Here is a 24,857-nt window from a genome sequence, read left to right on the forward strand (position 1 = left end):
TCTCCGGTCAGTGCGCCCGCGTCAGGGCATGAGCAAAGGGAGCCGGCAGGCTCTGATCCACGATGATCCGACCATGGCGGTCGGTGATCGCCATGCTCTCAAGCCAGGTTTCAAACTCGGGGGCGGCGCGCAGGCCCAGTACCTCGCGCACGTAAAGGGCGTCGTGAAAGGAGGTGGTCTGATAGTTGAGCATGATGTCGTCAGAGCCCGGGATGCCCATGACATAGTTACAGCCGGCGGCGCCCAGCAGCGTGAGCAGAACGTCCATGTCATCCTGATCGGCCTCGGCGTGGTTGGTGTAACAGACATCGCAGCCCATCGGTACGCCCAAAAGCTTGCCGCAGAAATGATCCTCCAGGCCCGCGCGCATGATCTGCTTGCCGTTAAACAGGTACTCCGGGCCGATAAAGCCCACCACCGTGTTGACCAGCAGCGGATTGAAACGACGCGCCACGGCGTAGGCCCGCGCCTCGAGCGTTTGCTGATCGACGTCATGATGCGCGCCGGCCGACAGCGCGCTGCCCTGCCCCGTTTCGAAATACATGACGTTGTTGCCCACCGTGCCGCGCCCCAGCGACAGGGCCGCGTCCTGACCTTCCTGTAACAGCGCCAGGTCGATGCCAAAGCCCTGATTGGCCGCCTGAGTGCCGGCAATGGATTGAAAGACCAGATCGGTGGGCGCGCCGCGCTTGATGGCCTCGATAGCCGTGGTGACGTGCGTGAGCACACAGCTCTGGGCGGGGATCTCGTAGTGATGGATAATGTCATCAAGCATCTTCAAAAGCGTTACCACAGCACCGGTATTGTCAGTGGCCGGGTTGATACCGATCACCGCATCCCCGTTGCCGTACAACAGTCCATCGAGAATGCTGGCCGCAATGCCGGTGGGGTGATCCGTGGGATGGTTGGGCTGAAGCCGGGTCGACAGCCGCCCTTCAAGACCGATCGTATTGCGAAAGGCAGTCACTACGCGGCACTTGCGCCCCACCAGCACCAGATCCTGCAGGCGCATGATCTTGGCAACGGCGGCGACCATTTCAGGGGTCAGACCGGGCGACAGGGCCGCCAGCGTCTCGCTGTCGACCTCGTGGGAGAGCAGATAGTTGCGAAACTCGCCCACGCTCATGTGAGCGACGCGCGCAAAGGCCGCTCGGTCATGGCCATCGATTATCAGACGCGTGATCTCGTCGTCTTCGTAGGGCACCAGCATCTCTTCGAGAAAGCGGCTCAGGGGCACTTCTGCCAGCGCCAGCTGCGCCGCGGCGCGTGTTTCGCTGTCCGGAGCCGCGATGCCCGCCAGCTGATCGCCGGAGCGCTCGGGCGTGGCGCAGGCCATCAGCGCTTTCAGGCTCTCGAAGCGATAACGTTTGTCACCGATATCATGGTAATAGCCGCTCATGCGCACCTCCGTTCGTTGTTGATCTTGTCGTGATGGCGACTTTCAGCATAAACGAGACCGATAGAGGCTGCCCATCGGGATACGTGGCGGGGGAAACAGGCATGGCGTGGTGCACTGCGCTATGATCGAGCGCATCTCATCCTCAACGCGAGAAAGGCATGACGCTGACGCTTTTGATCATTGCGGTGACCTGTGCGGTCTCCCTGCCCTGCTTCAACAATCATCGGCTGCTTGAGAAGCTGCTGTTCTGGCCACCGGCCGTGGCGCGCGGCCAGGTCCATCGCTTCGTGACGCACGGCTTCGTGCATGCCAACAGCGCGCATCTTTTTTTCAACATGTTCACGCTTTTTTTCTTCGGGCGCGCCATCGAGCGCTTTTTTGTCTCCTACATCGGGGTGGCGGGATTTGTCGGGTTCTACCTGGGCGGTATTATTGCGGCCATCGTGCCCAGCTATCTCTCGCATCGAAATGACCCGAACTATCGAAGCCTTGGCGCCTCGGGTGCCGTGTCCGCCGTATTGTTTGCCTTCATTCTGGCCGCCCCCTGGACCACCCTGTATGTACTGGTGATCCCGGTACCGGCCATCGTTTTTGCCATCGTCTATACCGGCTGGTCGATCTATGCCGGCCGCCGCGGCGGGGACAACGTTAATCACAGTGCCCATCTGTGGGGGGCGGCCTACGGTGTCGTCTTTGCCCTGCTCATGGAGCCGGCGCTGGGCCCACGCTTTCTGGAACAGATCGTGGCGTTTTAGCCATTAAAGTCGTTAGCCCATAAAAAAGGGCCCCTTCCATGGAAGGGGCCCTTGTCTAACCTGGGGCTGTCTCTTTTGGCAGCGTTGTCAGGACTGGGGCTGCCAACCGGTGGCGTCTTCACCGGGCTGATTGATCGCGCCCCGCTCCAGACACGACTGCACCCGATCGGCGACGGCTTCCAGTCCCTGTGTGGCCTGCAGGGGTGAGGCATCAGTCCAGGCACCAATCGGGACAAATTCACCGCCCTGCCCGCCGCTGGCTTCGCCCAGCCGGTCAAAGTAGTAGTAGTTGGCCTCGGGCATGCGCTGTATTTCCAGACGATAGGCAAGCTCGCGACCTTCGTGACGCGTCACGCCGGTTATTCCGGATACCTCACCGCCTGCGTCACCGGTCATGGCATTAAAGGCCATGTCGTCACTCTGACCTATCGGATTGCGTAGCTTTTTTGATGCCAGATTGACTTGCTGCTGCTCAACGCCGGTATCAATACACTGTGCAAGCTGTGTGGGCGTGACATCGGTATAGGGCCTGCGTACGGCAAAGGACCCCAGATAGTCCCCGTCTACACCCTGAACCGGGTTGATTTCGCGACTTTCGGCCACCTGATCATCCACAATGTGTTGCCCCGAGACGCATCCTGTCATCAGTGCCAGCGCGGCAACGCCCATCCATGTCTTTCTCATCATCGTTTTGATCCGCTTTCCATGGGTATCAGCCTGTCAGATGCACAGATTGTAACGGATGGCGGGCCGGTCTGCCCGATACAGGGTCGATCGTCGCTCGATTTCGAGGCCGTGACGGACCATATTTCGGGGACGGGCTGGCGAGAAGCGCCATGTATCGGCAAGATAGCCTTCGACATTACTATTTGCAGCAACGACAGGGATGGATGTGACTTCAATCTTAGAGGAATACCGGCACTGGCAACGTTTCTCCAAACAGGAAAAGCTGGATCAGGAGCATCGTGGTGCCGTACAGAAACTGGCAAAATCCGGTGCCATGGCGACACGCATGACCGCCTCCTACAAAAGCATGGCAGAGCGGGCCTCGTCCGAGGGCGCGTGCTACCGAACGCTGTTCAGTCGCCGTAAGGACAACGGTGAAGAGCTTGCCTGCGAAGGCTGGCTGTTCGTGCGTCGCGTGATTGCAGAGGGCGGCACGACGCGTGTCAGAGCGACCCTTTTGGAAACCTTTACGCTTGAAGAAGGTGCCATCACGCCGGGTGACAAGCCGGCCACCGGTGTGACGCTGGAAATTTTCGATGAACTGCTGGTCAAAAACACCATGCAGCTGGGGTGTCGGGTGGATCGCAGCGATGATGATCGCGATACCCGCTTCATTACCTTTGTCGATATTGTACGAGGCGATCTGAAGCCCCATCTGTAATCAGACCGGGCCGGATTTTTTCTGCCTTTCATGTTCAAGAGAAAGCCGCCTGACAAGGCATGTACTGGAGTACGTTCATGAATAATACCCCTTCCCCCTATAGCCATCTGCCGCTCAAGGAGATGGACAGTGTGACCAGTATCTGTCGTCCGGGACATCATACGGCGTCCGCATCGCTGGGCATGGACAGCCCGGCGCTGGCCCTTCTGACGGATTTTCAACAGGTACGCGCCTTTACCGTGTCGTCTCACAGCAGCGTTGATGATGCCCTGCAGACGATGAAGCAAAACAGCATTCACATGCTGCTGGTCATCAATGACAAGGGCGAATTTACCGGTGTCGTGAGCGCTCGCATTCTCTTTGGCGGCAGCGCCGTGACGCGCGCCATGCATGAAGGCGCACTGGCCCGCGAAGATGTAACGGTCGACATGATCAAGCTGCCGCGCGAAGAGCTTCACGCCATCGACTATGATCGCCTTGCACGCGCCACGGTAGGTGATCTGGTGCAGACACTGAAGGCATCAGGGGATCGCCATGTTCTGGTTACCGATCATGATGAAAACACCACCCTTCGCATTCGTGGCGTCATTTCTGCTCGCGAAGTGAGCAACGCGCTGGGCATCGATCTGGATCACCCGCCCGAGGCCCACAGCTTCTCGGCCATTCGCTCGGTCGTTCTGGGCCATGATCTGTAGAATTTTTTCAAAGGACAGGGCCGTTTATTGGTCCTGTCCTTTTTAATTCTCTTTTCTGCTTTCACCTTCATTGGCTGTTTCAATAGCTGAATCATTATTCTGCCAACGACGACAAGATTGCTGATTTCAGGTTCTTTAAAAGATAACGGTATAAATAGCGCTACTGACAATCTTGCGATTTGGCGTTAAAATGCCGCTCCTCATTCGCCCGGACCGGATCCCGGGCGTCGATCTCATCGGCAAAGAAATTCTCCGTTATGACACAACAGACTGCACCACGCGCCGTCGTTATCTATTCCGGCGGCATGGACTCCTATACCGTATTGCACCGCGCTCTGCGCGAAGGCTACGAGGTTCACGCACTCTCCTTTCACTATGGCCAGCGCCATGCCCGGGAACTCGATGTGGCAAGCCGGGTCTGTCAGCGCCTGGGGGTAGCACATCAGGTCGTGGACATACGTGCCATTCAGGGCCTCATCGGTACCTCGGCTCTGACTGACGCCACGCAGCAGATGCCGCGTGCCGACTACGCCGAAGAAAACATGAAGGCCACGGTTGTCCCCAACCGCAACATGATTCTGCTCTCTCTGGCCATCGGCCACGCCGTCAACCTGGAGGCGGAAATCTGCTACTACGGGGCACACGGCGGCGATCATGCGATCTATCCCGACTGCCGCCCCGAGTTCGTTCAGCGCATGAATGATGTCGCGGCGATTGCCAACTATACCCCCGTGGAAATACGCGCCCCCTATCTGCATGCCAGCAAGGACGACATCCTTGCCGAAGGACTGCAGATGGGGCTCGATTATGCCAACAGCTGGACCTGCTACCTGGGCGAAGCGCTTGCCTGCGGTGAATGCGGCAGCTGTCGCGAGAGGCTTCAGGCCTTTGCATCACACGGCCTTGTGGACCCGCTGCCCTATCGCACGCAATCCTCTAGCACCAGGGAGGTTTGATCGTGTACAGCGTCAAGGAAGCGTTCTACACCCTGCAGGGGGAAGGCGGCCAGGCCGGTCGTGCCTCGGTATTTTGTCGTTTTACCGGTTGTAATCTCTGGTCAGGGCGTGAAAAGGACCGCGATAACAGCATCTGCCGCTTTTGCGATACCGATTTTATCGGCACCGATGGCCAAAACGGCGGACGGTTTCGAAAGGCTCGGGATCTTGCCGAGCACATCCATGCCCTGTGGCCGCAACACACGGAGCATGCGCGTCCCTATGTGGTCTTCACCGGTGGGGAGCCTCTTCTCCAGCTGGACGGCGCACTGATCGAGGCCGTGCATGAACGTGGTTTTGAAATCGCGGTTGAGACCAATGGTACGCTGCCGGCACCGGAAGGTATCGACTGGCTCTGCGTCAGCCCCAAGGGCCGCGGCGAACTCAAACAGCTGTCGGGCAACGAGCTCAAGCTGGTCTACCCGCAACAGGACGCGATGCCCGAGCGGTTCATGGCGCTCGAGTTTGATCACTTTTTTCTGCAGCCCATGGACCTTGCGCCTCGCGGCGAGACGGGCAACACCATGGCCGACACGGTGGCCTTTTGCATGGCCAACCCGCAGTGGCGGCTCTCCCTGCAGACACACAAGATTGCAGGTATCGACTGATGATTCTTTTCGTAAATGCCCTGAGCGCGCTGGACGTCTCCATATGGTGCCCCGAGCGTGGACTGATCGGCGCCAGCTATCACGTTGATGTGGAACTGGAAGGCCCACTGGGCGAAGACGGCATGCTGTTCGATTTTGGCGATGTCAAACCCTGGATCAAGTCACGCATCGACGCCGGCGTTGACCATACCCTGCTGGTACCTGCAAAAGCGCACGACATCCGGGTGGATGAGTGCCCCGAGGGATTGCTCCTCAGAACCCGTCATCCATGGCCCATGGAACTGCGGGCGCCACGTCAGGCCTACACGCTGCTGCCCTGGCAGCAAATCACGCCTGAACGCCTGGGTGACTATCTGTCGGACGAGCTGTCCAGACGTCCGCCGGCGCAGGTTGAAAGGATACGTGTGACGCTGCGTGAAGAGTCTCATGACAACGGTGGCTATACGTATAGTCACGGCCTTCGGCGCCACAAGGGAAACTGCCAGCGCATTGCACACGGCCATCGCTCACGTCTGGCCATCTGGCATAACGGCCAGCGCAGCGACGCACTCGAAACCCTGTGGTCACAGCGACTCGAGGACATCTATCTGATCGATCAGGCAGATTTGATCGGTTCAGACGATGATATCTGTCATGTCGGCTATGAATCGGCACAGGGGCGCTTTTCGATACGCTTGCCCAGGGAACGTACCGAGGTGCTGCCAACGCCGACCACGGTCGAACAGATTGCCAACTGGATGGCAGAAGAGATCGCGTCGCTGCACGGCGGCAGCGTTCGCGTGCAGGCCTTTGAAGGCATCGACAAGGGCGCCGTTGCGACCGCTCATGGCAACCGGAATTCGCCATGAGCGCTGACGCTGGGCATGATCTGCTGATCGCGACAAGTCACAACGAGGGTTGCCGCCCGGGCTGCGGCGCCTGCTGTATCGCGCCCTCCATCAGCTCTACCATTCCCGGCATGCCGCACGGCAAGCCCGCAGGCACGCGCTGCGTTCAGCTTGATGAGGACAACCTGTGTCGGCTGTTTGGCGATTCACGCCGGCCGAAGGTCTGTCATGACTTCACCTTTGATCATGAACTTTGTGGCCGGACGCGTGATGAAGCGCTTCACAGTATTGCGCTCCTTGAACATGGCAGTACACCCTGAAATAACTGAACCCGCACATGGCGGGTTCAGTACTGGCGTCACAGGTTGAACGTTAAACGATCAGTCCAGCTTCACCAGCATCTTGCCCTCGTTACTTCCCTCAAACAGAGCCAGAAAAGCGTCGGGGGTTTTCTCAAGCCCCTCTTCCACCGTTTCGCGATACTCAATACTGCCATCGGCCACCAGCGGGCCAACCTGCTGATAGAACGTCTGCTCATGACCCTTGACCCACTCATGCACGATAAAACCCTGCATGCGCAGTCGTTTGGTCAGCACCGCTGCAATATTGGCCGGCCCCGCCGAGGGCGATGATTCGTTGTAGCGTGAAATCATCCCGCATACGGCAATACGACCGAAATCATTCATGACATCGAAGGCCGCCTCAAGCATGGGGCCACCAACGTTTTCGTAATACACGTCCACACCCTGAGGCGCCGCCTCTGCAAGTGCCTTTTTGATGTCATCGGCGCTCTGGTGGTGATCAACGGCCTTGATCCCCCTTGCTTCAAGCCATTCACGCTTTTCCTGACTGCCGGCACTGCCGATGACGGTGCAGCCCTTTTGATGCGCCAGCTGCGCTGCCAGCGAGCCTACCGCGCCGCTGGCGGCCGAAATCAATACAGTGTCAGACGCCTTGAGCTCTGCAACGAGATTCAACCCGGCCCAGGCGGTCATTCCCGGCATACCCAGCACACCCAGAAACGCCTGAGGTGGTACATCGATATCCGGCAGGGGTTGCACCAGGTCCCCGTCAAGCTGTGCCACATCGCGCCAGCCGCCCATATGAATGACGCGATCGCCTTTTTTCAGCTGCTGATGACGGGATTCGACAATTTCTCCAAGCGCCCCGCCTTCCATGGGCTCGTTGAGCTTGAAAGGCTCAACGTAGGTCTTGACACCACTCATGCGACCACGCATGTAGGGGTCCACGGAAAGCCACTGATTGCGAATGCGTACCTCACCTTCCTTGAGTTCGGGAAGCTCACGGGTTTGCAACTGGAAAAGCGAACGCTCGGGCAGACCTTCGGGATGTTCCCCGATCGTAAAATAGCGTGACTGGGTCATGGAACTCTCCTGCGTGCCCAAAATAGGGGACTGACAACCGACAAGTGGATAAACCACGGATACAAAAAAAGGCGCAACTCGCGTTGCGCCCTGAAAAAGATAGCAGACTATTTAATTTGTCGAGATATCGGCGTGGTTACGAATTGCATCTGTCATGACACCAATCGTCTGACCGGCCTGAGCATTCCAGAGTCCGTCCGACATGGCCGATATCTGTTCATCGCTGACATCAGTATCAACGCGATCGATGGCGAAAATGACCTGCTGGTCACCGGAACGTGCATGGCCATAGCCGGGCTGTCCGTCGTGCGGACGCGGCATGCCGAAGGCTGCGTTGATCAAATCGGCAGACAGCTCTCCCTGGCCATCACGTGTCACGTTACTGGCCTGTTGCCATTCAAGTCCTTCAGGCGCTTCACCACGCTGCAGCTCCGCAAGGGTTCGTTCGGCCTGCTCGACAAGTGCCTGACGACGCTTTTCCTGCAGCGCCGAGCGAGTTGCCTGATCACGCACCTCATCAAGTGCCAGCGTGGCAGCAGGACGATGCTCGGTAACCCGAACGACCACGCGACGATCCTGCCCCAGTTCTACGGGCTCACTGTTATAGCCATTGTTGAGGACGTCATCGCTGAAGGCGGCATCCATGACACCGGCTTCGCCGAGCACGGCATTATCATCTTCAAACTGCTCGTTACGTGATATCCAGTCGGTACGCTGGAGTGGCAGGTTCAGGTGTTCGGCAACCCCTTCGAGGTCGTCGGCCGAAAAGCTTTCATCACTGAGCTGCTGGGCAAGCTGCTGGAAACGCTCGCTGCCTTGCTCTTCCCGAACGTCGCGAGCCAGCTCATCACGCAGGTCATCGAAGCTTTCGATATCGATATTGTCGACACGGATGACGTGGAAGACACCATCACTTTCCACGCTCTGAGACACCTCGCCCGGTGCCATGGAAGCAACAGTTTCATCGAAGGGTTGGCCAAAGATACCTTCACTGACCGTACCCATCTGCCCGCCTCGATCGGCGCTGGAGGGATCATCGGAATATTCTTTCGCCAGAGCGGCAAAATCGTCGCCGCCCTGCAGGCGCGACTGGATTTCGTCGACACGTTCCTGCGCCTGCGCGCGCGTTCGCTCATCACCAAAGGTGACCACGATATCTGATACCTCACGAGGCGCCGTGGCGCGGCGCTGCTCATAACGCTGGCGAAGCTGCTGCTCGTCGACAGGCTGGTCATTTTCCGAAATGCGATTTCGATCAAGTACAACGTATTCGAGCCTGACCTCTTCGGGACGCTGGAAGATTTCCCTGTGCGCGTCATACCATGCCTGTACCTCGTCATCGCTGACGTTGACCGGCTGGTCAAGGGCGCTGTCATCCAGCATGGCATAGCGAAAATCCCGACGTTGATAGCGCAGCTCTGCAAGACGCTGTATTTCCGAAGGCAGCAGGAAAGTGCCAGCGATCAACCCGTTTTGGAGCTGCTGGGTGAGCATGTCTTCCTGAAGCTGGCGCCTAAACTCTTCAGCGCTATAGCCGGCGCTGCTTAACCTTCTCTGAAAGAGCTCGGCAGAAAAGTGACCGTTGCTGTCCTGAAACTCCTGACGATTGACCAGAAGCTGATCGACCTGCTGATCCGAGAAGCTCATCCCGCCATCACGAGCGTACTGCTCCATGGCGGTACGGGTAATCAGGGAATCCAGAATGGCGCGTCGCGCTTCGTTTTGCTGCTCGGGAGGAACGCGACCCGAACGTACGGCTCGCTGAACCTCGATATCCAGCGTCTGACGGCTGATTGTCTCACCATTGACGGAAGCGGCTTCATCACGCTGACTGCCATTGAAGTAGCTCAGCAACGACTCGGCGCCAAACAGCGTAAACGTCAGCGCGATCAGAGCCACGATGATTCTGGCGATCCAGCCCTGTGCCCGATCTCTGATCTTTTGCAGCATGCAGCAGGCCCTTGAAATTGATGGATGATGGATGGGTTTGGCGAAGGATTATAACGACACACGACGCAAACCGACATGCTATAAGCCGGTATCTGACTGAAGGTCCTGCCAGACCGGATCTGTCCATAAAAAAACGCATCGTTTTCACGATGCGTTTATCTCATACAGGGAAGGCAACTGAACACGCGCCTTCCATCGCAGTAACACCGCTATCAGTTGACAGCGTCCTTCAGCGCCTTGCCGGCCTTGAAGCTTGGCACGTTGGCAGCGCTGATTTCGATGGTCTTGCCAGTCTGCGGGTTACGACCACTACGTGCAGCCCGCTCCTTGATGCTGAATGTTCCGAAACCTACCAGTGCTACGGAATCACCCTGCTTAAGGCTATCGGTAACGGAATCGATCATGGCATCGAGAGCCCGACCGGCCGCTGCCTTTGGAATATCTGCAGAAGCAGCAATAGCCTCAATCAGCTCGGATTTATTCACTCTTCACCCCTTGACTATATCAATCGTTGCTAGGATTAAGCGCGGCAATCGAACAGCATACGCAATCATAACGAGCCGCATTTTATATCAACGACCATAAATACCGTCAAGCAATGTTGGCAACAAAGCCCGTCATTTCAGGCTTTGTTGGCCGACATTATTCAAAAATAATCCTAATGAGTATTTACAGACGCCTGCGAAGTATTTTTTTCTTCTATTCGCTTGTCTTCAAAATCATCATCGCCCTTTTGAACCAGAGCAATGTCAAGAACTTCATCGATCCAGCGCACGGGGCGAATATCCAGTGCGTCCTTGATGGTATCAGGAACTTCCTTCAGATCGCGGCGATTTTCTTCCGGTATCAGTGCAATCTTTATACCACCGCGCCGGGCGGCCAGCAATTTCTCCTTGAGCCCGCCGATTGGCATGACTTCGCCGCGCAGATTGACCTCGCCTGTCATGGCAACATCAGCGCGGACGGCCTGATTGGTATAAGCCGACACCATTGCCGTTACCATGGCGACACCCGCGCTGGGGCCATCCTTGGGCGTTGCCCCTTCGGGCACGTGGATATGAAGGTCTTCCTTTTCGAATCGCTCTGGATCGATCCCGAGCAGGGCTGCACGTGAACGCACTACTGTGTGCGCCGCACTTACCGACTCCTTCATGACATCGCCCAGCGAGCCGGTCTTGTTGACGCGACCTTTTCCGGGCGTGACAACCGATTCGATATTGAGGATTTCACCGCCGACGGAGGTCCAAGCCAAGCCGGTTACTCGGCCAACCTGATGCGCCTGGTCGGCCAGACCATAGCTGAAGCGTCTGACGCCAGCATAGCGTTCAATATCGGTAGCTTCCAGATGCTGGGTAGCGTCCTTGCCCTGCGAAGCCTCATTGCCAATACGCTCGCGCAGTACCTTGCGCGCAACCTTGGCAATCTGTCGCTCGAGTTCGCGAACACCGGCCTCGCGAGTGTAATAACGAATCAGCTCCAGCAGGGCTTCATCCGTTAATACCAGCTCATCCTTTTTCAGGCCGTTGGCCTTGAGCTGTTTGGGTGCCAGATAGCGCCGCGCGATACCCAGTTTCTCGTCTTCCGTGTACCCGGGAATACGGATGACTTCCATGCGGTCCAGAAGCGGTCCGGGAATATTCATCGAATTGGCGGTACAGATGAACATGACATCGGAGAGATCGTAGTCAAGTTCCAGATAATGATCGCTGAACTTGTCATTTTGCTCGGGATCCAGCACCTCGAGCAGCGCCGAAGAAGGGTCGCCCCGATGATCCATGCCCACCTTGTCGATCTCATCGAGCAGGAAAAGCGGGTTACGCACACCGGTCTTGCTCATGCGCTGCAGCACCTTGCCGGGCATGGAGCCAATGTAGGTACGACGATGACCCCGAATTTCCGACTCATCACGTACACCGCCCAGTGCCAGTCGCGTGTACTTGCGATTGGTGGCACGTGCAATGGACTGACCCAGCGATGTCTTGCCTACCCCGGGCGGACCTACCAGACACAGCACCGGTCCCTTGAGCTTGCGTACGCGCTTTTGCACGGCGAGGTAATCAAGGATGCGCTCCTTGACCTCTTCCAGCCCGTAGTGGTCTTCTTCAAGAACCTGCTCGGCATGGCTGATATCGTGGCGCACGCGCGTGCGCTTTTTCCAGGGAACCGCCAGAATCCAGTCAAGGTAGGAGCGCACGACCGTTGCTTCGGCAGAGGCCGGTGCCATCATCTTGAGCTTGTTGAGCTCCTGACGGGCTTTCTCCTCGGCCTCGGCCGACATGCCGGATTCGGCAATTTTCTGTTCGTACTGATCCGCCTCGTTGGGCGTATTTTCAAGCTCACCCATTTCCTTCTGGATGGCTTTCATCTGTTCGTTGAGGTAGTACTCGCGCTGAGACTTCTCCATCTGCTCCTTGACCCTGGAGCGGATGCGCTTTTCTACCTGCAGCAGATCGATCTCGGACTCGATCAGCGTCATCAAATGTTCAACGCGATCGCGTACCTTGTCCATTTCAAGCAGCGACTGCTTATCGCCAATCTCGAGAGACAAATGGGCACTAATGGTATCGACAAGACGGCTGGCGTCCTCGATGCCCTGAAGAGAGCTCAGTACCTCATTGGGTACCTTTCTGGACAGCTTCACATACTGCTCGAACTGATCCAGAAGAACGCGCACCAGCGATTCCTGCTCACGCTCGTTCAGGGGCTGGCTTTCTCTCAGGGTAACGCTCGCCGTGGGATAGCCATCATCACTATCGTCATCGTCGATACTGGCGATGTCGGCACGCGAACTGCCTTCGATGAGCACCTTGACTGTGCCATCCGGGAGACGGAGCAGCTGCATTACGCTCGCGATCGTGCCGATATCGAAGAGGTCCTCGACTTCGGGATTATCCTGACCGGCGTCACGCTGAGCGACCAGCAGCACCTGCTTGTCCGATTCCATGGCCGCTTCGAGGGCACGAATCGATTTCTCGCGACCCACGAACAGCGGTATGACCATCTGCGGATAGACGACAACGTCTCGCAGTGGCAACAGGGGTATGTTTAACGTCTGTGCGGGGTTACGCTCCATCGCAGACAACCTCGAATCTTGTGTGTGGGCCGCAGGAAGCGACTTTGATGGCATCAATATGGGGATGACGGCAGGAAATACAACCGTTTATCAGGCAGGAGTCTGATATGACTGGGGGGCCATGACGGCCCCCCGATCAACCATCAGCTTACCGACTATCGATCGTCGCCAACGACCAGCTTGCTTTCCTGCTGGTTGGCATAGATCAGCAATGGCTTGCTTTCGCCATTGATGACGGTTTCATCAATGACCACCTTGACAACGTTTTCAGCGGAGGGGATTTCATACATGGTATCGAGCAACACCGATTCCAGTATCGAACGAAGTCCACGAGCGCCTGCCCTTCTAACGATGGCCTTGTTGGCCACGGCCCTGAGAGCGTCTTCACGAAAGTCCAGTTCGACGCCTTCCATCTCGAAAAGACGCACGTACTGGCGCACGAGAGAGTTTTTGGGCTCGGTCAGAATCTGAATCAGCGCCTGCTCATCAAGCTCGTTTAGCGTCGCGATAACGGGCAAACGACCAACAAATTCGGGAATAAGGCCGTACTTGACCAGATCCTCGGGTTCGACGCTGGCCAGTATATCGCCAACGCCCTTGTTGGTGTCCTTGCTTTTGACGACAGCATTGAAGCCTATGCCACCACGCTCGGCGCGGTCGCTGATAACCTTGTCCAGCCCGGCGAAGGCACCACCCACAATAAACAGAATATTACCGGTATCTACCTGCAAAAACTCCTGCTGCGGATGCTTGCGGCCTCCCTGCGGAGGAACAGAGGCAGTCGTGCCCTCGATCAGCTTGAGAAGCGCCTGCTGCACGCCCTCACCCGATACATCGCGCGTAATTGACGGGTTGTCCGACTTGCGCGAAATCTTGTCGATTTCGTCAATATAGACAATGCCGCGCTGAGCCTTTTCTACATCGTAATCGCACTTTTGCAGAAGCTTTTGAATGATGTTCTCGACATCTTCACCGACATAACCAGCTTCTGTCAGCGTTGTGGCATCGGCGATGGTAAAGGGTACATTCAGCAGACGAGCCATGGTTTCTGCCAGCAGCGTTTTACCACTACCGGTCGGACCGATCAGCAGGATGTTGCTCTTGCCAAGCTCAACCCGGTCCTCGCCCTTTTGCTGGCCTACCCTTAAACGCTTGTAATGGTTGTAAACAGCAACGGAGAGCACCATCTTGGCGCGATCCTGACCGATTACATAATCGTCAAGCGTATTGCGAATTTCCCGCGGAGCAGGAAGACGCTCGTCGTCGGAAGACGCTTCGGACTCCACGACCTCTTCGCGAATGATGTCGTTGCATAGATCAACACATTCATCGCAGATGTAAACAGAGGGTCCAGCGATCAGCTTGCGTACTTCATTCTGGTTTTTGCCACAAAATGAACAATAAAGCAGCTTGCCGCCTTCGTCCTTGCCTTTGCCGTCAGCCATTCGCGTACCTCTTGAAGATAGCGGCGCACGGGCACGCCATCATGGTCAAACTCTGAATCAACGCTATCAGGATACCGGGCGATGCGCCAGCTTTGCATCAATCAGCCCGTATTCCACAGCCTGATCGCCATTCATGAAGTTGTCGCGATCGGTATCGCGCGCAATCTTCTCGATATCCTGCCCGGTATGGTGCGCCAGAATTTCGTTCAAACGCTGCCGGATTGTCAGAATTTCACGAGTGTGAATTTCGATATCGCTGGCCTGTCCCTGGAAACCACCAAGCGGCTGGTGAATCATCATGCGGGAATGCGGCAGACAGTAACGCTTGCCTTCTGCGCCACCCGCCAGCAGCAATGCTCCCATGCTGGCCGCCTGACCGATACAGACCGTTGAAACGTTGGGCTTGATAAACTGCATGGTGTCATAAATTGACATGCCGGCAGTCACTGACCCACCTGGAGAATTGATATAGAGATGGATATCCTTGTCAGGATTTTCCGACTCCAGAAACAGCAACTGCGCCACAATCAGATTGGCACTGTAGTCTTCGACCGGACCAACCAGAAAAATGACGCGTTCCTTGAGCAGACGCGAATAGATGTCGTAGGACCGCTCGCCACGTGCGTTCTGTTCCACCACCATGGGGACCAGCCCACCAGCATTGGTAATATCAGACTCGCTTTTCATGTAGCAACCTTACAGTGATGTGGGCCAATGATAGAACCCGGCTTTCGCCGGGTCCTGACTGCCAGCCTCGTCATGGCTGTAATGCCAGATATCAGCCGGCCTGCTCTTCGGTTTCCTCGGCCTCATCAGCATTTTGCTGTTGCGCCGCCTGAAGCGCTTCCTGGTAGCTCATGGGCGTTTCAACGACGCTGGCCTTTTCAATCAGCCTATCAATGGCCTTGCGTTCCAGCACAGCAGATTTCACCTGATTTTTCATCTGCTCGTTGCCCATATATTGCTCGACCACCTGCTCGGGCTGCTCGAACTGACCGGCCTGCTCTTCGATGAAGGCACGGATTTCGTCATCGTCGGCATCAAGCTCAAAGTGGCTGACAACCTCTGCCAGCAACAGCCCGACTTCAACACGACCACGAGCCTGTTCGGCAAACAGCTCATCAGGCAGCTGAGAAACGTCAAAGTCTTCACCCAGACCAAACTGCTGAGCCGCCTGACGCTTGAGCCCCTCGACCTCCTGAGAGATGAGAGAGCTGGGTACCGATACTTCATTGCTTGATTTCAGTGCATCGATCAGCTGCTGGCGTACGCGGTTATCGATGGCGTTGTCCAGCTCACGCTGCATGTTGTTGCGTACTTCAGCACGGAAGCTGTCGTTATCGCCGTCCTCAACGCCAAAGCGCGACATGAACTCGCTGTCGATTTCAGGAAGTTCCTGTGCCTGCACCTTGTGTGTCGTGGTCTTGAAGCGTGCTTCCTGTCCGGCCAGGTGCTCGGCCTGATAGTCTTCGGGGAAGGTGACCGTAACTTCGCGCTCTTCACCGGCCTGGACACCCACGAGCTGCTCTTCAAAGCCCGGGATAAAGCTGTTGGAACCCAGCACCAGCTGGTGACCTTCGGCACTGCCGCCTTCGAAGGCCTCTTCACCGAGGAAACCCTCAAAATCGATGGTAACCTGATCGCCATCGGCTGCAGCGCGCTCGACGTCATTCCACTGAGCGTTCTGCTTGCGCAGCGTATCGATCATCTCATCAACATCGGCATCCGTGATCTCGGCTTGAGGACGCTCGATCTGCTCGTCTTCGGGAAGCGTCAGCTCGATGGAAGGATAAACTTCCAGAGTTGCCACGAATTCGAGGTCCTTGCCTGCTTCGTTGACGGTGGCTTCCAGGGAGGGATGGCCTGCCGGATTAAGCTCGTTTTCGGTGATGGCGCGGACATAATGCTGGCGCATCACTTCATCAACGACTTCGTTGCGGACATCACGGCCAAAACGCTGGCGAACAACGCTCATTGGAACGCGTCCTGAACGGAAACCATCCAAGCGTACACGACGAGCGGTATCCTTGAGTCGCTCATCGACATTGTTGTCCACTTCTTGAGCCGGGACCTGGACGGTTACGCGACGCTCGATCGGTGAAGTCGTTTCGACTGAAACTTGCATGAATGATCCTCTACCCACTCAGGTGGCGTGTTCGAAATAAAAAACTCAAGGGCGCAGATTTTAAGAACCCCATCAGATACTGGCAAGCTCGAAGCCTTAATTGGCACCGATTAATCATATTTCAAGGGGAAAATCCGAATTTCTTTATACCCTGAATATCAATAATCGTGGCCGTCATCGGACGACACGGCGACAGATAACATGCACAGCAAAAAGGGCGGCCCCACAGGGCCGCCCTTTTCAATCAAAACGCCGAAATATATCAGCGTCTAACAATAATGGGGTGGATGATGGGTATCGAACCCACGACCACCGGAACCACAATCCGGGGCTCTACCACTGAGCTACACCCACCATTTCAACTTCAAGCACTGACAATCATCAGCGCTTTCAAAATAATGGGGTGGATGATGGGGATCGAACCCACGACCACCGGAACCACAATCCGGGGCTCTACCACTGAGCTACATCCACCACTGTCTTTTACCGGTCACGCAAACCAAGCATTGTTGGCGCGCCCAGCAGGACTTGAACCTGCAACCTACGGCTTAGAAGGCCGTTGCTCTATCCGGTTGAGCTATGGGCGCATTCTATTGACCGTGGCTTTCGCTGTCAATCCACGACTTTGAAATACTTATCAAAATCAACGGGTTGGTCGGGATAGAGGGATTTGAACCCCCGACATCCTGCTCCCAAAGCAGGCGCGCTACCAGACTGCGCTATATCCCGATACGCCAGCACCTCTGCCGAGACCGCTGCCAATGCGAGGCGCATTTTACCTGATAACCGGTACGGGTCAAGCATAACTTGTTAAACAATGCTTTCGCACCTTTCCTCGCCCACGGCAACAACATTCATTGACTGCACCCGGCGGGATGCGACAATTGCAGCACTAATGGGCAAAGCTCGCTCGAATCGTCACCAGGACAGAATATAGATGAGTGCACAGTTGATTGACGGCAAGGCTACGGCGCAAAAGGTGCGTGAAAGGGTGACTCAGCAGGTAACCGAACGTCGCCGTGATGGCAAGAGAGTGCCGGGGCTGGCCGTGGTGCTGGTGGGCGATGACGCGGCGTCGGAAGTCTATGTTCGCAACAAGCATCGCGCCTGTGAGCAGGCCGGCATTCTCTCGTTTCAGCATCAGCTGCCAAAGGACACCTCACAGCAGGCACTGAAAGCCCTGATTGATCAATTGAATCGGGATACCAGCGTTGACGGTATTTTGCTGCAGCTTCCCCTCCCCGGCCATCTCGATGCGCGCCCGCTGCTTGAGCGTATTCATCCACACAAGGATATTGATGGCTTTCATCCTTACAACCTTGGCCGTCTGGCACAACGCATGCCAACCCTGCGGCCGTGTACCCCCATGGGCGTCATGACGCTGCTTGATGAACATCAGCTCGATGTGCGCGGCATGACAGCCACCATTGTGGGTGCTTCCAATATCGTTGGTCGTCCGATGGCGCTTGAGCTGTTACTGGCGGGCTGCACCATTACGGTATGTCATCGCTTTACACGCGATCTTCAAAAACACGTTGAAAGTGCAGAGCTTTTGATCGTGGCTGTAGGCAATCCGGATCTGGTCAAAAGTGAATGGATTCGCCCCGGCGCCATTGTCATCGATGTTGGCATTAACCGTACCGCCGAGGGCAAACTGACCGGAGATGTGGAATTTGAAGGTGCCAGAGCACGGGCCTCGCACATTACGCCTGTCCCGGGTGGTGTCGGCCCGATGACCGTAGCCTCATTGCTGGAAAACACGCTGACAGCTGCCGAGCTGCACGACAACGGTTAATACCCATTCCGGTTCGATATATCGGATACGACAAGGCCCCGCCATTGGCGGGGCCTTTTTTGTGCCGATGCCTGACAGGGCAATTACTGGGTTTCGCTTACCCAGGTCGTTCCTTCGCGGCTGTCCTTGAGAATGATGCCCTGTGCTGCCAGCGCATCACGAATGCGATCAGCCTCGGCAAAATCGCGATCCCGACGCGCTGCATTTCTCGCCTCGATCTGCCGCGCGATTTCCTCATCATCAATGCCGGGCCGGGTTCCCTGCAGGAAGTCACTTGGCGAGCGCTCAAGAAGCCCCAGCATATTGCCAAGCCGAATGAGCTCGTGCGCCAGCGCACCGGCACGCGCCGCATCATCGCGATGGCGATTGATCTCGCGCGCCATCTCGAACATGACCGCCAGCGCCTCGGGCGTGTTGAAGTCATCGTTCATGGCACGGGCAAAGCGTCCGGCAAACTCATCGCTGACCTCACCTTCAACGGCCTCGATGCCTTCCAGCGCGTTGTAGAACCGCTCCAGTGACCGTCTGGCATCCTTGAGCGTATCAGGGGCGTAATTGATGGCGCTGCGATAATGACTGGCGACAAGCAGATAGCGCACTACCTCGGGGTCATGCTCGGTTAGTACATCACGAACCGTGAAAAAATTGCCCAGCGACTTGGACATCTTTTCGTTATCGACTCGCAGGGCACCGGCATGCATCCAGGTATTGACGTACTTCTGGCCCGTAGCCGCCTCGCTCTGGGCAATCTCGTTTTCGTGATGGGGAAAGGCCAGATCCGGCCCACCCCCATGGATATCAAAGGTATTGCCCAGACAGCATGTCGACATCGCAGAGCATTCAATATGCCAGCCCGGTCGGCCCTCACCCCATGGAGATGGCCAACTGGCTTCTCCGGGGGTGGCACTTTTCCAGAGCACAAAGTCCAGCGGATCTTCCTTGGCCTGATCGATATCAACACGGGCACCGGAGCGCATCTCATCAGGATTGCGATTATTGAGCGCACCATAGTGTTCAAAACGGCGGACTCGATAGAACACATCACCGTTATCGGCCTGATAGGCATAGTCGCGCTCGATCAGCGTCCTGATCATGACGATGATGTCATCGATATGACCCGTGGCGCGTGGCTCCTGATCCGGTGCCAGTACGCCCAGTCGACGCTCATCTTCATGCATGGCATCGATCATCCGATTTGTCAGCGCATCGATGGATTCGTCGTTTTCCCGAGCCCGGACCAGAATCTTGTCATCGACGTCGGTAATGTTGCGCACATAGGTAAGACCATAGCCACTGGCACGCAGCCATCGGGTAATGACATCAAATGCTACCAGCATTCTTGCATGGCCCAGATGGCAGTAGTCATACACTGTCATGCCACAGACATACATGCGTACGTTGCCGGCATCAGCAGGCGCAAAGGCTTCCTTCCGACGGGTCAGGGTGTTGTAAATCTGCACGCGTGTATTCCCCTTCAATTTGCCTTGTTCTGCGCCTTTGCCCAGCCATCCTTGAGACTGACCGTACGATTGAAGACCAGACGATCCACACCATGGTCGTGTCGGTCGGCGCAAAAATAGCCCACACGCTCGAACTGAAAGCGCTGCTCGGCGCCGGCCTGTGTCAGCGAGGGCTCACCGATGCCATGAATCGTTTCAAGCGACTCGGCATTGAGATGCTCCAGAAAATCGACGTCCTTGTCCCGATCCGGTGCCTCGACCTGAAACAGGTTGTCGTAGTTGCGCACCTCGACATCAACACCGTGACGTGCGCTGACCCAGTGAATGACCCCTTTCACCTTGCGACCTTCCGGATTCTGGCCCAGCGTGTCCAGATCAACGCTACAGTGCAGCGCCTCTATGTCACCCTGCTCGTTTTTGATCACCTCATCGCAACGAATGACATAGGCATTGCGAAGACGTACTTCCTTGCCGGGTGCCAGGCGGAAGAACTTCTTGGGCGGCTCTTCCATGAAATCTTCCTGATCGATCCAGATTTCACGGTTGAGCGGCAGCTGACGCACTGCCATGTCTTCACGTGCCGGATGCCCGGCCACCTCGAAAATCTCCTCATGGTCATCAGGGAGATTGGTCAATACCACCTTGAGCGGCTTCATGACACACATCGCGCGTGGCGCGTTGTCTTCAAGATCCGAACGAATGGCGTGATAAAGCATCTGGATATCGACAACGCCCGAGGCGCGGGAAACGCCTACCATATCGCAGAACCTGCGGATGGAGGCCGGGGTATAGCCGCGACGCCGCATCCCCGAAATGGTCGGCATTCGCGGGTCGTCCCAGCCGTCTACCACGCCCTGATCTACCAACAGTTTTAATTTACGCTTGGAGGTAACGGTATAATTCAGATTGAGACGCGCAAATTCAATCTGCCTTGGGCGTGCCGGCACCGGCAGGTTGTCCAGAAACCAGTTGTAGAGCGGGCGATGGTCTTCAAACTCGAGCGTACAGATGGAGTGCGTTATTCCCTCGATGGCATCGGACTGGCCATGCGTGAAGTCATAGGAGGGGTAGATCTTCCACTTGTCGCCACTCTGGTGATGTGCAGCATGGCGGATACGATACAGGGTCGGGTCGCGCAGATTAATATTGGGTGAGGCCATATCGATTTTGGCCCGCAACACCTTCTCGCCTTCCCCGAACTCGCCGTTTTTCATGCCCTCGAACAGGGCCAGATTGTCTTCAACGCTGCGATCGCGCCACGGGCTGGGACGACCGGGCTCTGTCAGAGTGCCACGGTACTCGCGCATCTGCTCGGCGTTGAGGTCATCAACATAGGCCAGACCATCACGAATCAGCTGGCATGCCCATTCGTGCAACTGGTCAAAATAGCTGGAGGCATAACGGATGTTGCCGCTCCACTGGAAGCCGAGCCACTCGATGTCTTCACGAATGGCATCAATATAGATCTGCTCTTCCTTTGCAGGATTGGTATCGTCAAAGCGCAGATGACACTGCCCTCCGAGCTGTTCGGCCAGACCAAAATTGAGACATATCGACTTGGCATGACCGATGTGCAAAAAGCCGTTGGGTTCGGGCGGGAAGCGCGTCACGATGGTATCAACGCGCCCCTGCTCGATCTCTTCACGAATCTGTGTACGAATGAAATTCGGTGCGCTGGTGCTTTCTGAGCTCATGGGGCGTGATCAGGCCTTGTTGACAACGGATACCGACAGGCGCGGTTTCGCCTGTCAGGATAAAGCCGCTATTATAGCGTGAGCGCCCGGGACCATGCCATGCAGGTATCAGTACTAACGTCATGAGTGACCGGCAGCTCGGTGCGCGCCACTCTTGCGCAGCTTCCTCGAAGCTGCCCTTTTGCTGTCTTTTTAGAGATTTTTTCATGATCATTTTTTCCACCAGCGCCGGCGACATCACAATCGAGCTTTTCCACGACGCTGCTCCCCAAACGGCTGCCAATTTTGAGCGTTACGTCAACGAAGGCCACTATGACGGAACGCTTTTCCACCGTGTCATCGACGGCTTCATGGTTCAGGGCGGCGGGTTCGATACACAATTCAACCAAAAACCGGTTCACGCCCCCATTAATAACGAAGCCGACAACGGCCTGAAAAACAGCCGCGGGCACCTGGCGATGGCTCGCACCGGTGACCCTCACTCGGCAACGGCGCAGTTTTTCATCAATGTGGCGGACAATGACTTCCTGAACCACACCTCTGCCACGCCTCAGGGCTGGGGCTACTGCGTCTTCGGTCGCGTGGTTGAAGGCATGGATGTTGTAGAAAGCATCAAGGGCGTGGCGACGACACGTCGTCACGGCCACGCCGACGTTCCCGCCGAAGATATCGTGATCGAGTCTGCCCGTCTGGTTGACGCCTGATCGTCGAACAACAATGTTTCAGGCGCAGTGCAGACTGCGCCCTTCAAGCAGGAGAGGTCATGACAACACTGTTTATTGCCGATCTGCACTTGCAGCAGGACACCCCCGAGCTGACCCGGGCGTTTCTGAATTATCTGGAATATCGCGCCAGGGATGCTCATGCGCTCTACATCATGGGCGATCTATTTGAAAGCTGGATCGGCGATGACGCCATCGGTGAGTTCGAACAGCAGGTTATCGACGCGCTGCGCCGCTTCAGTGACGGCGGCAGACACCTTTATGTCATGCATGGCAATCGTGATTTTCTGCTGGGTGAGCGCTTCACCGAGCTTACCGGCGCCGTACTGATCGATGATCCTGCCATCATTGCCATCGACAAGGACGTTCCTGCCCTTTTAATGCATGGCGACAGCCTTTGCACACAGGACGGGGAGTACATGCAGTTTCGTGCCATGACGCGCGATTCCCAGTGGCAGCAGCAAACGCTGGCACTGCCGATCGAGCAGCGCCGCCAGCTGGCCGATCGCATGCGTGAAGGCTCTGGCAGCGCCAACGGTGACAAATCCGACGACATCATGGATGTCAGCCAGGAGGCCGTGGAAGAGATCATGCAGCAGTGTCATGTTCGCACGCTGATTCATGGCCACACCCACCGCCCGGATGTACATGAGTTTCGTCTGAATGATGACGAGGTGGCCAGACGCTATGTCCTCGGTGACTGGCATCACGAGCGCGACGAAGGCTGGGAAGTACGTCTGGACGGCATGACGCTGACACTGGAGCATTTCAGCCTGTCGGAACTGCCCCATCACTGACAATATCCGACGCCCCGAATCGGGGCGTCCTGCCATCAGACGCCGCCCCCTTCTTGACCATCATGCTGCGGCCGGGACACCGCTGTGAAAGCGAAATTCACTGTCCGGTGACTCGATCAGGGACCTTTCGACGTCTCCGAAAAAGGCCACCCGCTCATCGATGGGACCATCTGCATACTGTGCGGCCAGTTCCAGATAGTCTTCAAAATGCCGGCCTTCGGATTTCACCAGACTGCGATAAAATTTTGCCAGCGTGTCGTCGAGATGAGGAATCAAACAGGCAAAACGTTCGCAGGAACGGGCCTCGATATAAGCGCCTACAATCAGCACATCGACCAGTCTTCCCGGTTCCTGTTCGCGAACATGCTCACGCAGCCCCTGTGCGTAGCGTGAAGCAGAGACATGTTCATAGGCGATGCCGCGTTCACGCATCAGCGTTACGACCTGTTCAAAGTGAAGCAACTCTTCACGTGCCAGCTGAGACATTTTGGTCAAAAGATCCGCACGACTCGTATAGCGATACATCAGGCTCATGGCCGTTGAAGCCGCCTTTTTTTCACACTGGGCGTGATCGATCATCAAAAGACGCTCGTTGCCAAGCGCGGCATCCACCCAGGGCTGCGGGGTCCTGCAGGGCAGAAAATCGAGCAGTTCGGAAGGCATCAGATCGTCAGACATATCAAAACCAGAGAAGATGAAAATAAAAAGATCATGGCGGGTGCATGATCATGGCAACACGGATTGTACCGAGAACAAGGACTGCTTCCCTACTACTGCAGCCATTGTTGACTAAATATTTGTCGATACAGGGCGAAAATACACACTGTTGCTATACTGTCAGCCCGTCTCGGTTAAAGATTTTTGCAAACAACTCCATAGAGCAGGTTGATGCATTCTAATCTTTACGTGAACCGATTCTCATGCTAAAAATGTTTTTGAAAACACTGTTCGAGTAATAACAGCTCATCGAATCGATTTTGACCATGGAGCAGGACGCTCCGGTCAATAAAGGTTTCATGCAAGGAGATCATCATGAAAAAATTCGCACTGTTTGCTGCACCGCTGTTCGCTTCTTCCCTGGTAGCGGCCCCGATGGCCATGGCCGACACCAGCACCGGCATCTATTCCGGTGTGGGCGTTGGTAGCGCTCAGGTCCATGATGCCGATGTCGGCAGCTTCAGCAGTGGCAACCTGAGCGGTAATCGTATCACCGACAATAACGACACTGCTCAGAGTGCCTTCGTTGGTTACAAGTTCAACGACTGGTTCTCCACTGAAATCAACTACGCCGATCTCGGTGACATTGATTACGCCACCGATCAGGGCAACGGCCGTTACCAGACCAAGGCCTACAGCCTGAGCGCCATCGGCGAACTGCCCCTGTTCTACGGTGTTTCCGGCTATGCACGCGTGGGTGCTGCCTACTGGAAGGCCAACGCTCAGCAGGGCCCGGCCAGCAACCAGTACGGCACTGACCCGGTTTACGGTCTGGGCCTCAAGTACCAGTTCGAAACCATTCCGGTCTTTGCACGTGCTGAATACACTCGCTACGACATGGACAGCGACTATCGCATCGACGCTGCCATGGCTTCCGTCGGCGTACAGTTCTGATCGATTCCTTTCGACAGGCCTGATAAAACGGCACCCTCGGGTGCCGTTTTTTATGTCGGTCCTTTTAGCGGTTACAGCTACTGGGGCCATCAGGACCGGGCATGCACGCTCTTTGTCCCGCCTGAGTCCCCTGA

The 24,857-nt window shown here is 56.3% G+C and carries 23 protein-coding genes and 4 tRNA genes; 11 read left to right on the forward strand and 16 right to left on the reverse strand.

The window, feature by feature from the left end; all coding sequences use genetic code 11:
- Positions 1–7: 7 nt before the first annotated feature.
- On the reverse strand, positions 8–1,399 hold the full coding sequence (locus tag ACXMYO_RS05915) for an ethanolamine ammonia-lyase subunit EutB (RefSeq protein WP_457808095.1): 1,392 nt from the start codon (positions 1,397–1,399) through the stop codon (positions 8–10).
- A 158-nt stretch (positions 1,400–1,557) separates the two neighbouring features.
- Here ACXMYO_RS05915 and ACXMYO_RS05920 point away from each other — a divergent pair, with 158 nt between their 5' ends.
- Positions 1,558–2,154 (forward strand): rhomboid family intramembrane serine protease, encoded by a 597-nt coding sequence (locus tag ACXMYO_RS05920; protein ID WP_438767418.1) that lies wholly within the window; start codon positions 1,558–1,560, stop codon positions 2,152–2,154.
- Between the two features lie 87 nt (positions 2,155–2,241).
- On the opposite strand, the gene ACXMYO_RS05925 is transcribed toward ACXMYO_RS05920, so the two are convergent.
- The gene (locus tag ACXMYO_RS05925) at positions 2,242–2,841 is read right to left on the reverse strand and encodes a hypothetical protein (protein WP_438767419.1); all 600 of its coding nucleotides are present in this window, start codon (positions 2,839–2,841) and stop codon (positions 2,242–2,244) included.
- 199 nt (positions 2,842–3,040) lie between these two features.
- Here ACXMYO_RS05925 and ACXMYO_RS05930 point away from each other — a divergent pair, with 199 nt between their 5' ends.
- The 6 genes from ACXMYO_RS05930 to ACXMYO_RS05955 all read left to right on the forward strand — a co-directional run bounded on the left by ACXMYO_RS05930 (position 3,041) and on the right by ACXMYO_RS05955 (position 6,986).
- Positions 3,041–3,541 carry a hypothetical protein gene (locus ACXMYO_RS05930; RefSeq protein WP_457808096.1) on the forward strand — a complete coding sequence of 167 codons (501 nt, stop codon included), beginning with the start codon at positions 3,041–3,043 and terminating at the stop codon, positions 3,539–3,541.
- Between the two features lie 77 nt (positions 3,542–3,618).
- Positions 3,619–4,236 carry a CBS domain-containing protein gene (locus ACXMYO_RS05935; protein WP_457808097.1) on the forward strand — a complete coding sequence of 206 codons (618 nt, stop codon included), beginning with the start codon at positions 3,619–3,621 and terminating at the stop codon, positions 4,234–4,236.
- 257 nt (positions 4,237–4,493) lie between these two features.
- Positions 4,494–5,192, forward strand: a complete 699-nt coding sequence (queC, locus tag ACXMYO_RS05940) for a 7-cyano-7-deazaguanine synthase QueC (protein WP_457808098.1) — start codon at positions 4,494–4,496, stop codon at positions 5,190–5,192.
- A gap of 2 nt (positions 5,193–5,194) precedes the next feature.
- A complete protein-coding gene (gene queE, locus ACXMYO_RS05945) occupies positions 5,195–5,839 on the forward strand; it encodes a 7-carboxy-7-deazaguanine synthase (RefSeq protein WP_457808099.1) in 645 nt (214 codons plus the stop codon).
- Positions 5,839–6,687, forward strand: a complete 849-nt coding sequence (locus ACXMYO_RS05950; protein ID WP_438767425.1) for a 6-carboxytetrahydropterin synthase — start codon at positions 5,839–5,841, stop codon at positions 6,685–6,687. Before queE ends, ACXMYO_RS05950 begins: the two co-directional genes overlap by 1 nt.
- Complete coding sequence (locus tag ACXMYO_RS05955; protein ID WP_457808100.1) at positions 6,684–6,986, forward strand: YkgJ family cysteine cluster protein; 303 nt, start codon at positions 6,684–6,686, stop codon at positions 6,984–6,986. The genes ACXMYO_RS05950 and ACXMYO_RS05955 overlap by 4 nt, the downstream gene beginning before the upstream one ends.
- A gap of 60 nt (positions 6,987–7,046) precedes the next feature.
- On the opposite strand, the gene ACXMYO_RS05960 is transcribed toward ACXMYO_RS05955, so the two are convergent.
- The 11 genes from ACXMYO_RS05960 to ACXMYO_RS06010 form a co-directional block, all read right to left on the reverse strand.
- Positions 7,047–8,051, reverse strand: coding sequence for an NADP-dependent oxidoreductase (locus ACXMYO_RS05960; RefSeq protein WP_457808101.1), 1,005 nt, complete (start codon positions 8,049–8,051; stop codon positions 7,047–7,049).
- Between the two features lie 111 nt (positions 8,052–8,162).
- Positions 8,163–10,001, reverse strand: coding sequence for a SurA N-terminal domain-containing protein (locus tag ACXMYO_RS05965; RefSeq protein WP_457808102.1), 1,839 nt, complete (start codon positions 9,999–10,001; stop codon positions 8,163–8,165).
- 212 nt (positions 10,002–10,213) lie between these two features.
- Entirely contained in the window at positions 10,214–10,486 is a 273-nt protein-coding gene (gene hupB / locus ACXMYO_RS05970; RefSeq protein ID WP_438767432.1) for a nucleoid-associated protein HU-beta, read from the reverse strand.
- Positions 10,487–10,659: 173 nt separating this feature from the next.
- A complete protein-coding gene (gene lon / locus ACXMYO_RS05975; RefSeq protein WP_438767433.1) occupies positions 10,660–13,074 on the reverse strand; it encodes an endopeptidase La in 2,415 nt (804 codons plus the stop codon).
- A 155-nt stretch (positions 13,075–13,229) separates the two neighbouring features.
- Positions 13,230–14,519 carry an ATP-dependent Clp protease ATP-binding subunit ClpX gene (gene clpX / locus ACXMYO_RS05980; protein WP_438767435.1) on the reverse strand — a complete coding sequence of 430 codons (1,290 nt, stop codon included), beginning with the start codon at positions 14,517–14,519 and terminating at the stop codon, positions 13,230–13,232.
- 66 nt (positions 14,520–14,585) lie between these two features.
- A complete protein-coding gene (gene clpP, locus ACXMYO_RS05985) occupies positions 14,586–15,206 on the reverse strand; it encodes an ATP-dependent Clp endopeptidase proteolytic subunit ClpP (RefSeq protein ID WP_438767437.1) in 621 nt (206 codons plus the stop codon).
- Between the two features lie 91 nt (positions 15,207–15,297).
- Complete coding sequence (gene tig / locus ACXMYO_RS05990; RefSeq protein ID WP_457808103.1) at positions 15,298–16,644, reverse strand: trigger factor; 1,347 nt, start codon at positions 16,642–16,644, stop codon at positions 15,298–15,300.
- 279 nt (positions 16,645–16,923) lie between these two features.
- Positions 16,924–16,998 (reverse strand) — tRNA-His (locus tag ACXMYO_RS05995).
- 45 nt (positions 16,999–17,043) lie between these two features.
- Positions 17,044–17,118, reverse strand: a tRNA-His gene (locus ACXMYO_RS06000).
- A 36-nt stretch (positions 17,119–17,154) separates the two neighbouring features.
- A tRNA-Arg gene (locus tag ACXMYO_RS06005) sits at positions 17,155–17,231 on the reverse strand.
- Between the two features lie 65 nt (positions 17,232–17,296).
- Positions 17,297–17,373, reverse strand: a tRNA-Pro gene (locus ACXMYO_RS06010).
- 208 nt (positions 17,374–17,581) lie between these two features.
- On the opposite strand from ACXMYO_RS06010, the gene folD reads away from it, so the two are divergent.
- On the forward strand, positions 17,582–18,439 hold the full coding sequence (gene folD / locus ACXMYO_RS06015; RefSeq protein ID WP_457808104.1) for a bifunctional methylenetetrahydrofolate dehydrogenase/methenyltetrahydrofolate cyclohydrolase FolD: 858 nt from the start codon (positions 17,582–17,584) through the stop codon (positions 18,437–18,439).
- A gap of 83 nt (positions 18,440–18,522) precedes the next feature.
- Here the strand turns inward: folD and cysS are convergent, their stop codons facing one another.
- Together cysS and ACXMYO_RS06025 are read right to left on the reverse strand one after the other, a co-directional pair.
- Positions 18,523–19,899, reverse strand: a complete 1,377-nt coding sequence (cysS, locus tag ACXMYO_RS06020; protein ID WP_457808105.1) for a cysteine--tRNA ligase — start codon at positions 19,897–19,899, stop codon at positions 18,523–18,525.
- Positions 19,900–19,913: 14 nt separating this feature from the next.
- The gene (locus ACXMYO_RS06025; protein ID WP_457808106.1) at positions 19,914–21,593 is read right to left on the reverse strand and encodes a glutamine--tRNA ligase/YqeY domain fusion protein; all 1,680 of its coding nucleotides are present in this window, start codon (positions 21,591–21,593) and stop codon (positions 19,914–19,916) included.
- A 206-nt stretch (positions 21,594–21,799) separates the two neighbouring features.
- Here ACXMYO_RS06025 and ACXMYO_RS06030 point away from each other — a divergent pair, with 206 nt between their 5' ends.
- Together ACXMYO_RS06030 and ACXMYO_RS06035 are read left to right on the forward strand one after the other, a co-directional pair.
- Positions 21,800–22,297 (forward strand): peptidylprolyl isomerase, encoded by a 498-nt coding sequence (locus tag ACXMYO_RS06030; protein ID WP_438767444.1) that lies wholly within the window; start codon positions 21,800–21,802, stop codon positions 22,295–22,297.
- Between the two features lie 59 nt (positions 22,298–22,356).
- Positions 22,357–23,112: a UDP-2,3-diacylglucosamine diphosphatase gene (locus ACXMYO_RS06035; protein WP_457808107.1), complete on the forward strand. Its 756-nt coding sequence runs from the start codon at positions 22,357–22,359 to the stop codon at positions 23,110–23,112.
- Positions 23,113–23,172: 60 nt separating this feature from the next.
- On the opposite strand, the gene ACXMYO_RS06040 is transcribed toward ACXMYO_RS06035, so the two are convergent.
- Positions 23,173–23,790 (reverse strand): tRNA-(ms[2]io[6]A)-hydroxylase, encoded by a 618-nt coding sequence (locus ACXMYO_RS06040; protein ID WP_438767447.1) that lies wholly within the window; start codon positions 23,788–23,790, stop codon positions 23,173–23,175.
- Positions 23,791–24,144: 354 nt separating this feature from the next.
- Between ACXMYO_RS06040 and ACXMYO_RS06045 the strand changes: the two genes are divergently transcribed.
- On the forward strand, positions 24,145–24,723 hold the full coding sequence (locus ACXMYO_RS06045) for an outer membrane beta-barrel protein (protein ID WP_457808108.1): 579 nt from the start codon (positions 24,145–24,147) through the stop codon (positions 24,721–24,723).
- Positions 24,724–24,857: the final 134 nt, after the last annotated feature.

The sequence above is a fragment of the Kushneria sp. EE4 genome (assembly GCF_977968315.1).

Coding starts and splice junctions, on each gene's coding strand:
- ACXMYO_RS06025 (WP_457808106.1), bottom strand. CDS start 21,593: ATGAGCTCAGAAAGCACCAGCGCACCGAATTTCATTCGTACACAGATT.
- ACXMYO_RS05960 (WP_457808101.1), bottom strand. CDS start 8,051: ATGACCCAGTCACGCTATTTTACGATCGGGGAACATCCCGAAGGTCTG.
- ACXMYO_RS05920 (WP_438767418.1), top strand. CDS start 1,558: ATGACGCTGACGCTTTTGATCATTGCGGTGACCTGTGCGGTCTCCCTG.
- ACXMYO_RS05915 (WP_457808095.1), bottom strand. CDS start 1,399: ATGAGCGGCTATTACCATGATATCGGTGACAAACGTTATCGCTTCGAG.
- ACXMYO_RS05965 (WP_457808102.1), bottom strand. CDS start 10,001: ATGCTGCAAAAGATCAGAGATCGGGCACAGGGCTGGATCGCCAGAATC.
- ACXMYO_RS06035 (WP_457808107.1), top strand. CDS start 22,357: ATGACAACACTGTTTATTGCCGATCTGCACTTGCAGCAGGACACCCCC.
- lon (WP_438767433.1), bottom strand. CDS start 13,074: ATGGAGCGTAACCCCGCACAGACGTTAAACATACCCCTGTTGCCACTG.
- queC (WP_457808098.1), top strand. CDS start 4,494: ATGACACAACAGACTGCACCACGCGCCGTCGTTATCTATTCCGGCGGC.
- ACXMYO_RS05925 (WP_438767419.1), bottom strand. CDS start 2,841: ATGATGAGAAAGACATGGATGGGCGTTGCCGCGCTGGCACTGATGACA.
- ACXMYO_RS05955 (WP_457808100.1), top strand. CDS start 6,684: ATGAGCGCTGACGCTGGGCATGATCTGCTGATCGCGACAAGTCACAAC.
- ACXMYO_RS05935 (WP_457808097.1), top strand. CDS start 3,619: ATGAATAATACCCCTTCCCCCTATAGCCATCTGCCGCTCAAGGAGATG.
- ACXMYO_RS05930 (WP_457808096.1), top strand. CDS start 3,041: ATGGATGTGACTTCAATCTTAGAGGAATACCGGCACTGGCAACGTTTC.
- tig (WP_457808103.1), bottom strand. CDS start 16,644: ATGCAAGTTTCAGTCGAAACGACTTCACCGATCGAGCGTCGCGTAACC.
- ACXMYO_RS05950 (WP_438767425.1), top strand. CDS start 5,839: ATGATTCTTTTCGTAAATGCCCTGAGCGCGCTGGACGTCTCCATATGG.
- clpP (WP_438767437.1), bottom strand. CDS start 15,206: ATGAAAAGCGAGTCTGATATTACCAATGCTGGTGGGCTGGTCCCCATG.
- ACXMYO_RS06045 (WP_457808108.1), top strand. CDS start 24,145: ATGAAAAAATTCGCACTGTTTGCTGCACCGCTGTTCGCTTCTTCCCTG.
- folD (WP_457808104.1), top strand. CDS start 17,582: ATGAGTGCACAGTTGATTGACGGCAAGGCTACGGCGCAAAAGGTGCGT.
- clpX (WP_438767435.1), bottom strand. CDS start 14,519: ATGGCTGACGGCAAAGGCAAGGACGAAGGCGGCAAGCTGCTTTATTGT.
- ACXMYO_RS06030 (WP_438767444.1), top strand. CDS start 21,800: ATGATCATTTTTTCCACCAGCGCCGGCGACATCACAATCGAGCTTTTC.
- ACXMYO_RS06040 (WP_438767447.1), bottom strand. CDS start 23,790: ATGTCTGACGATCTGATGCCTTCCGAACTGCTCGATTTTCTGCCCTGC.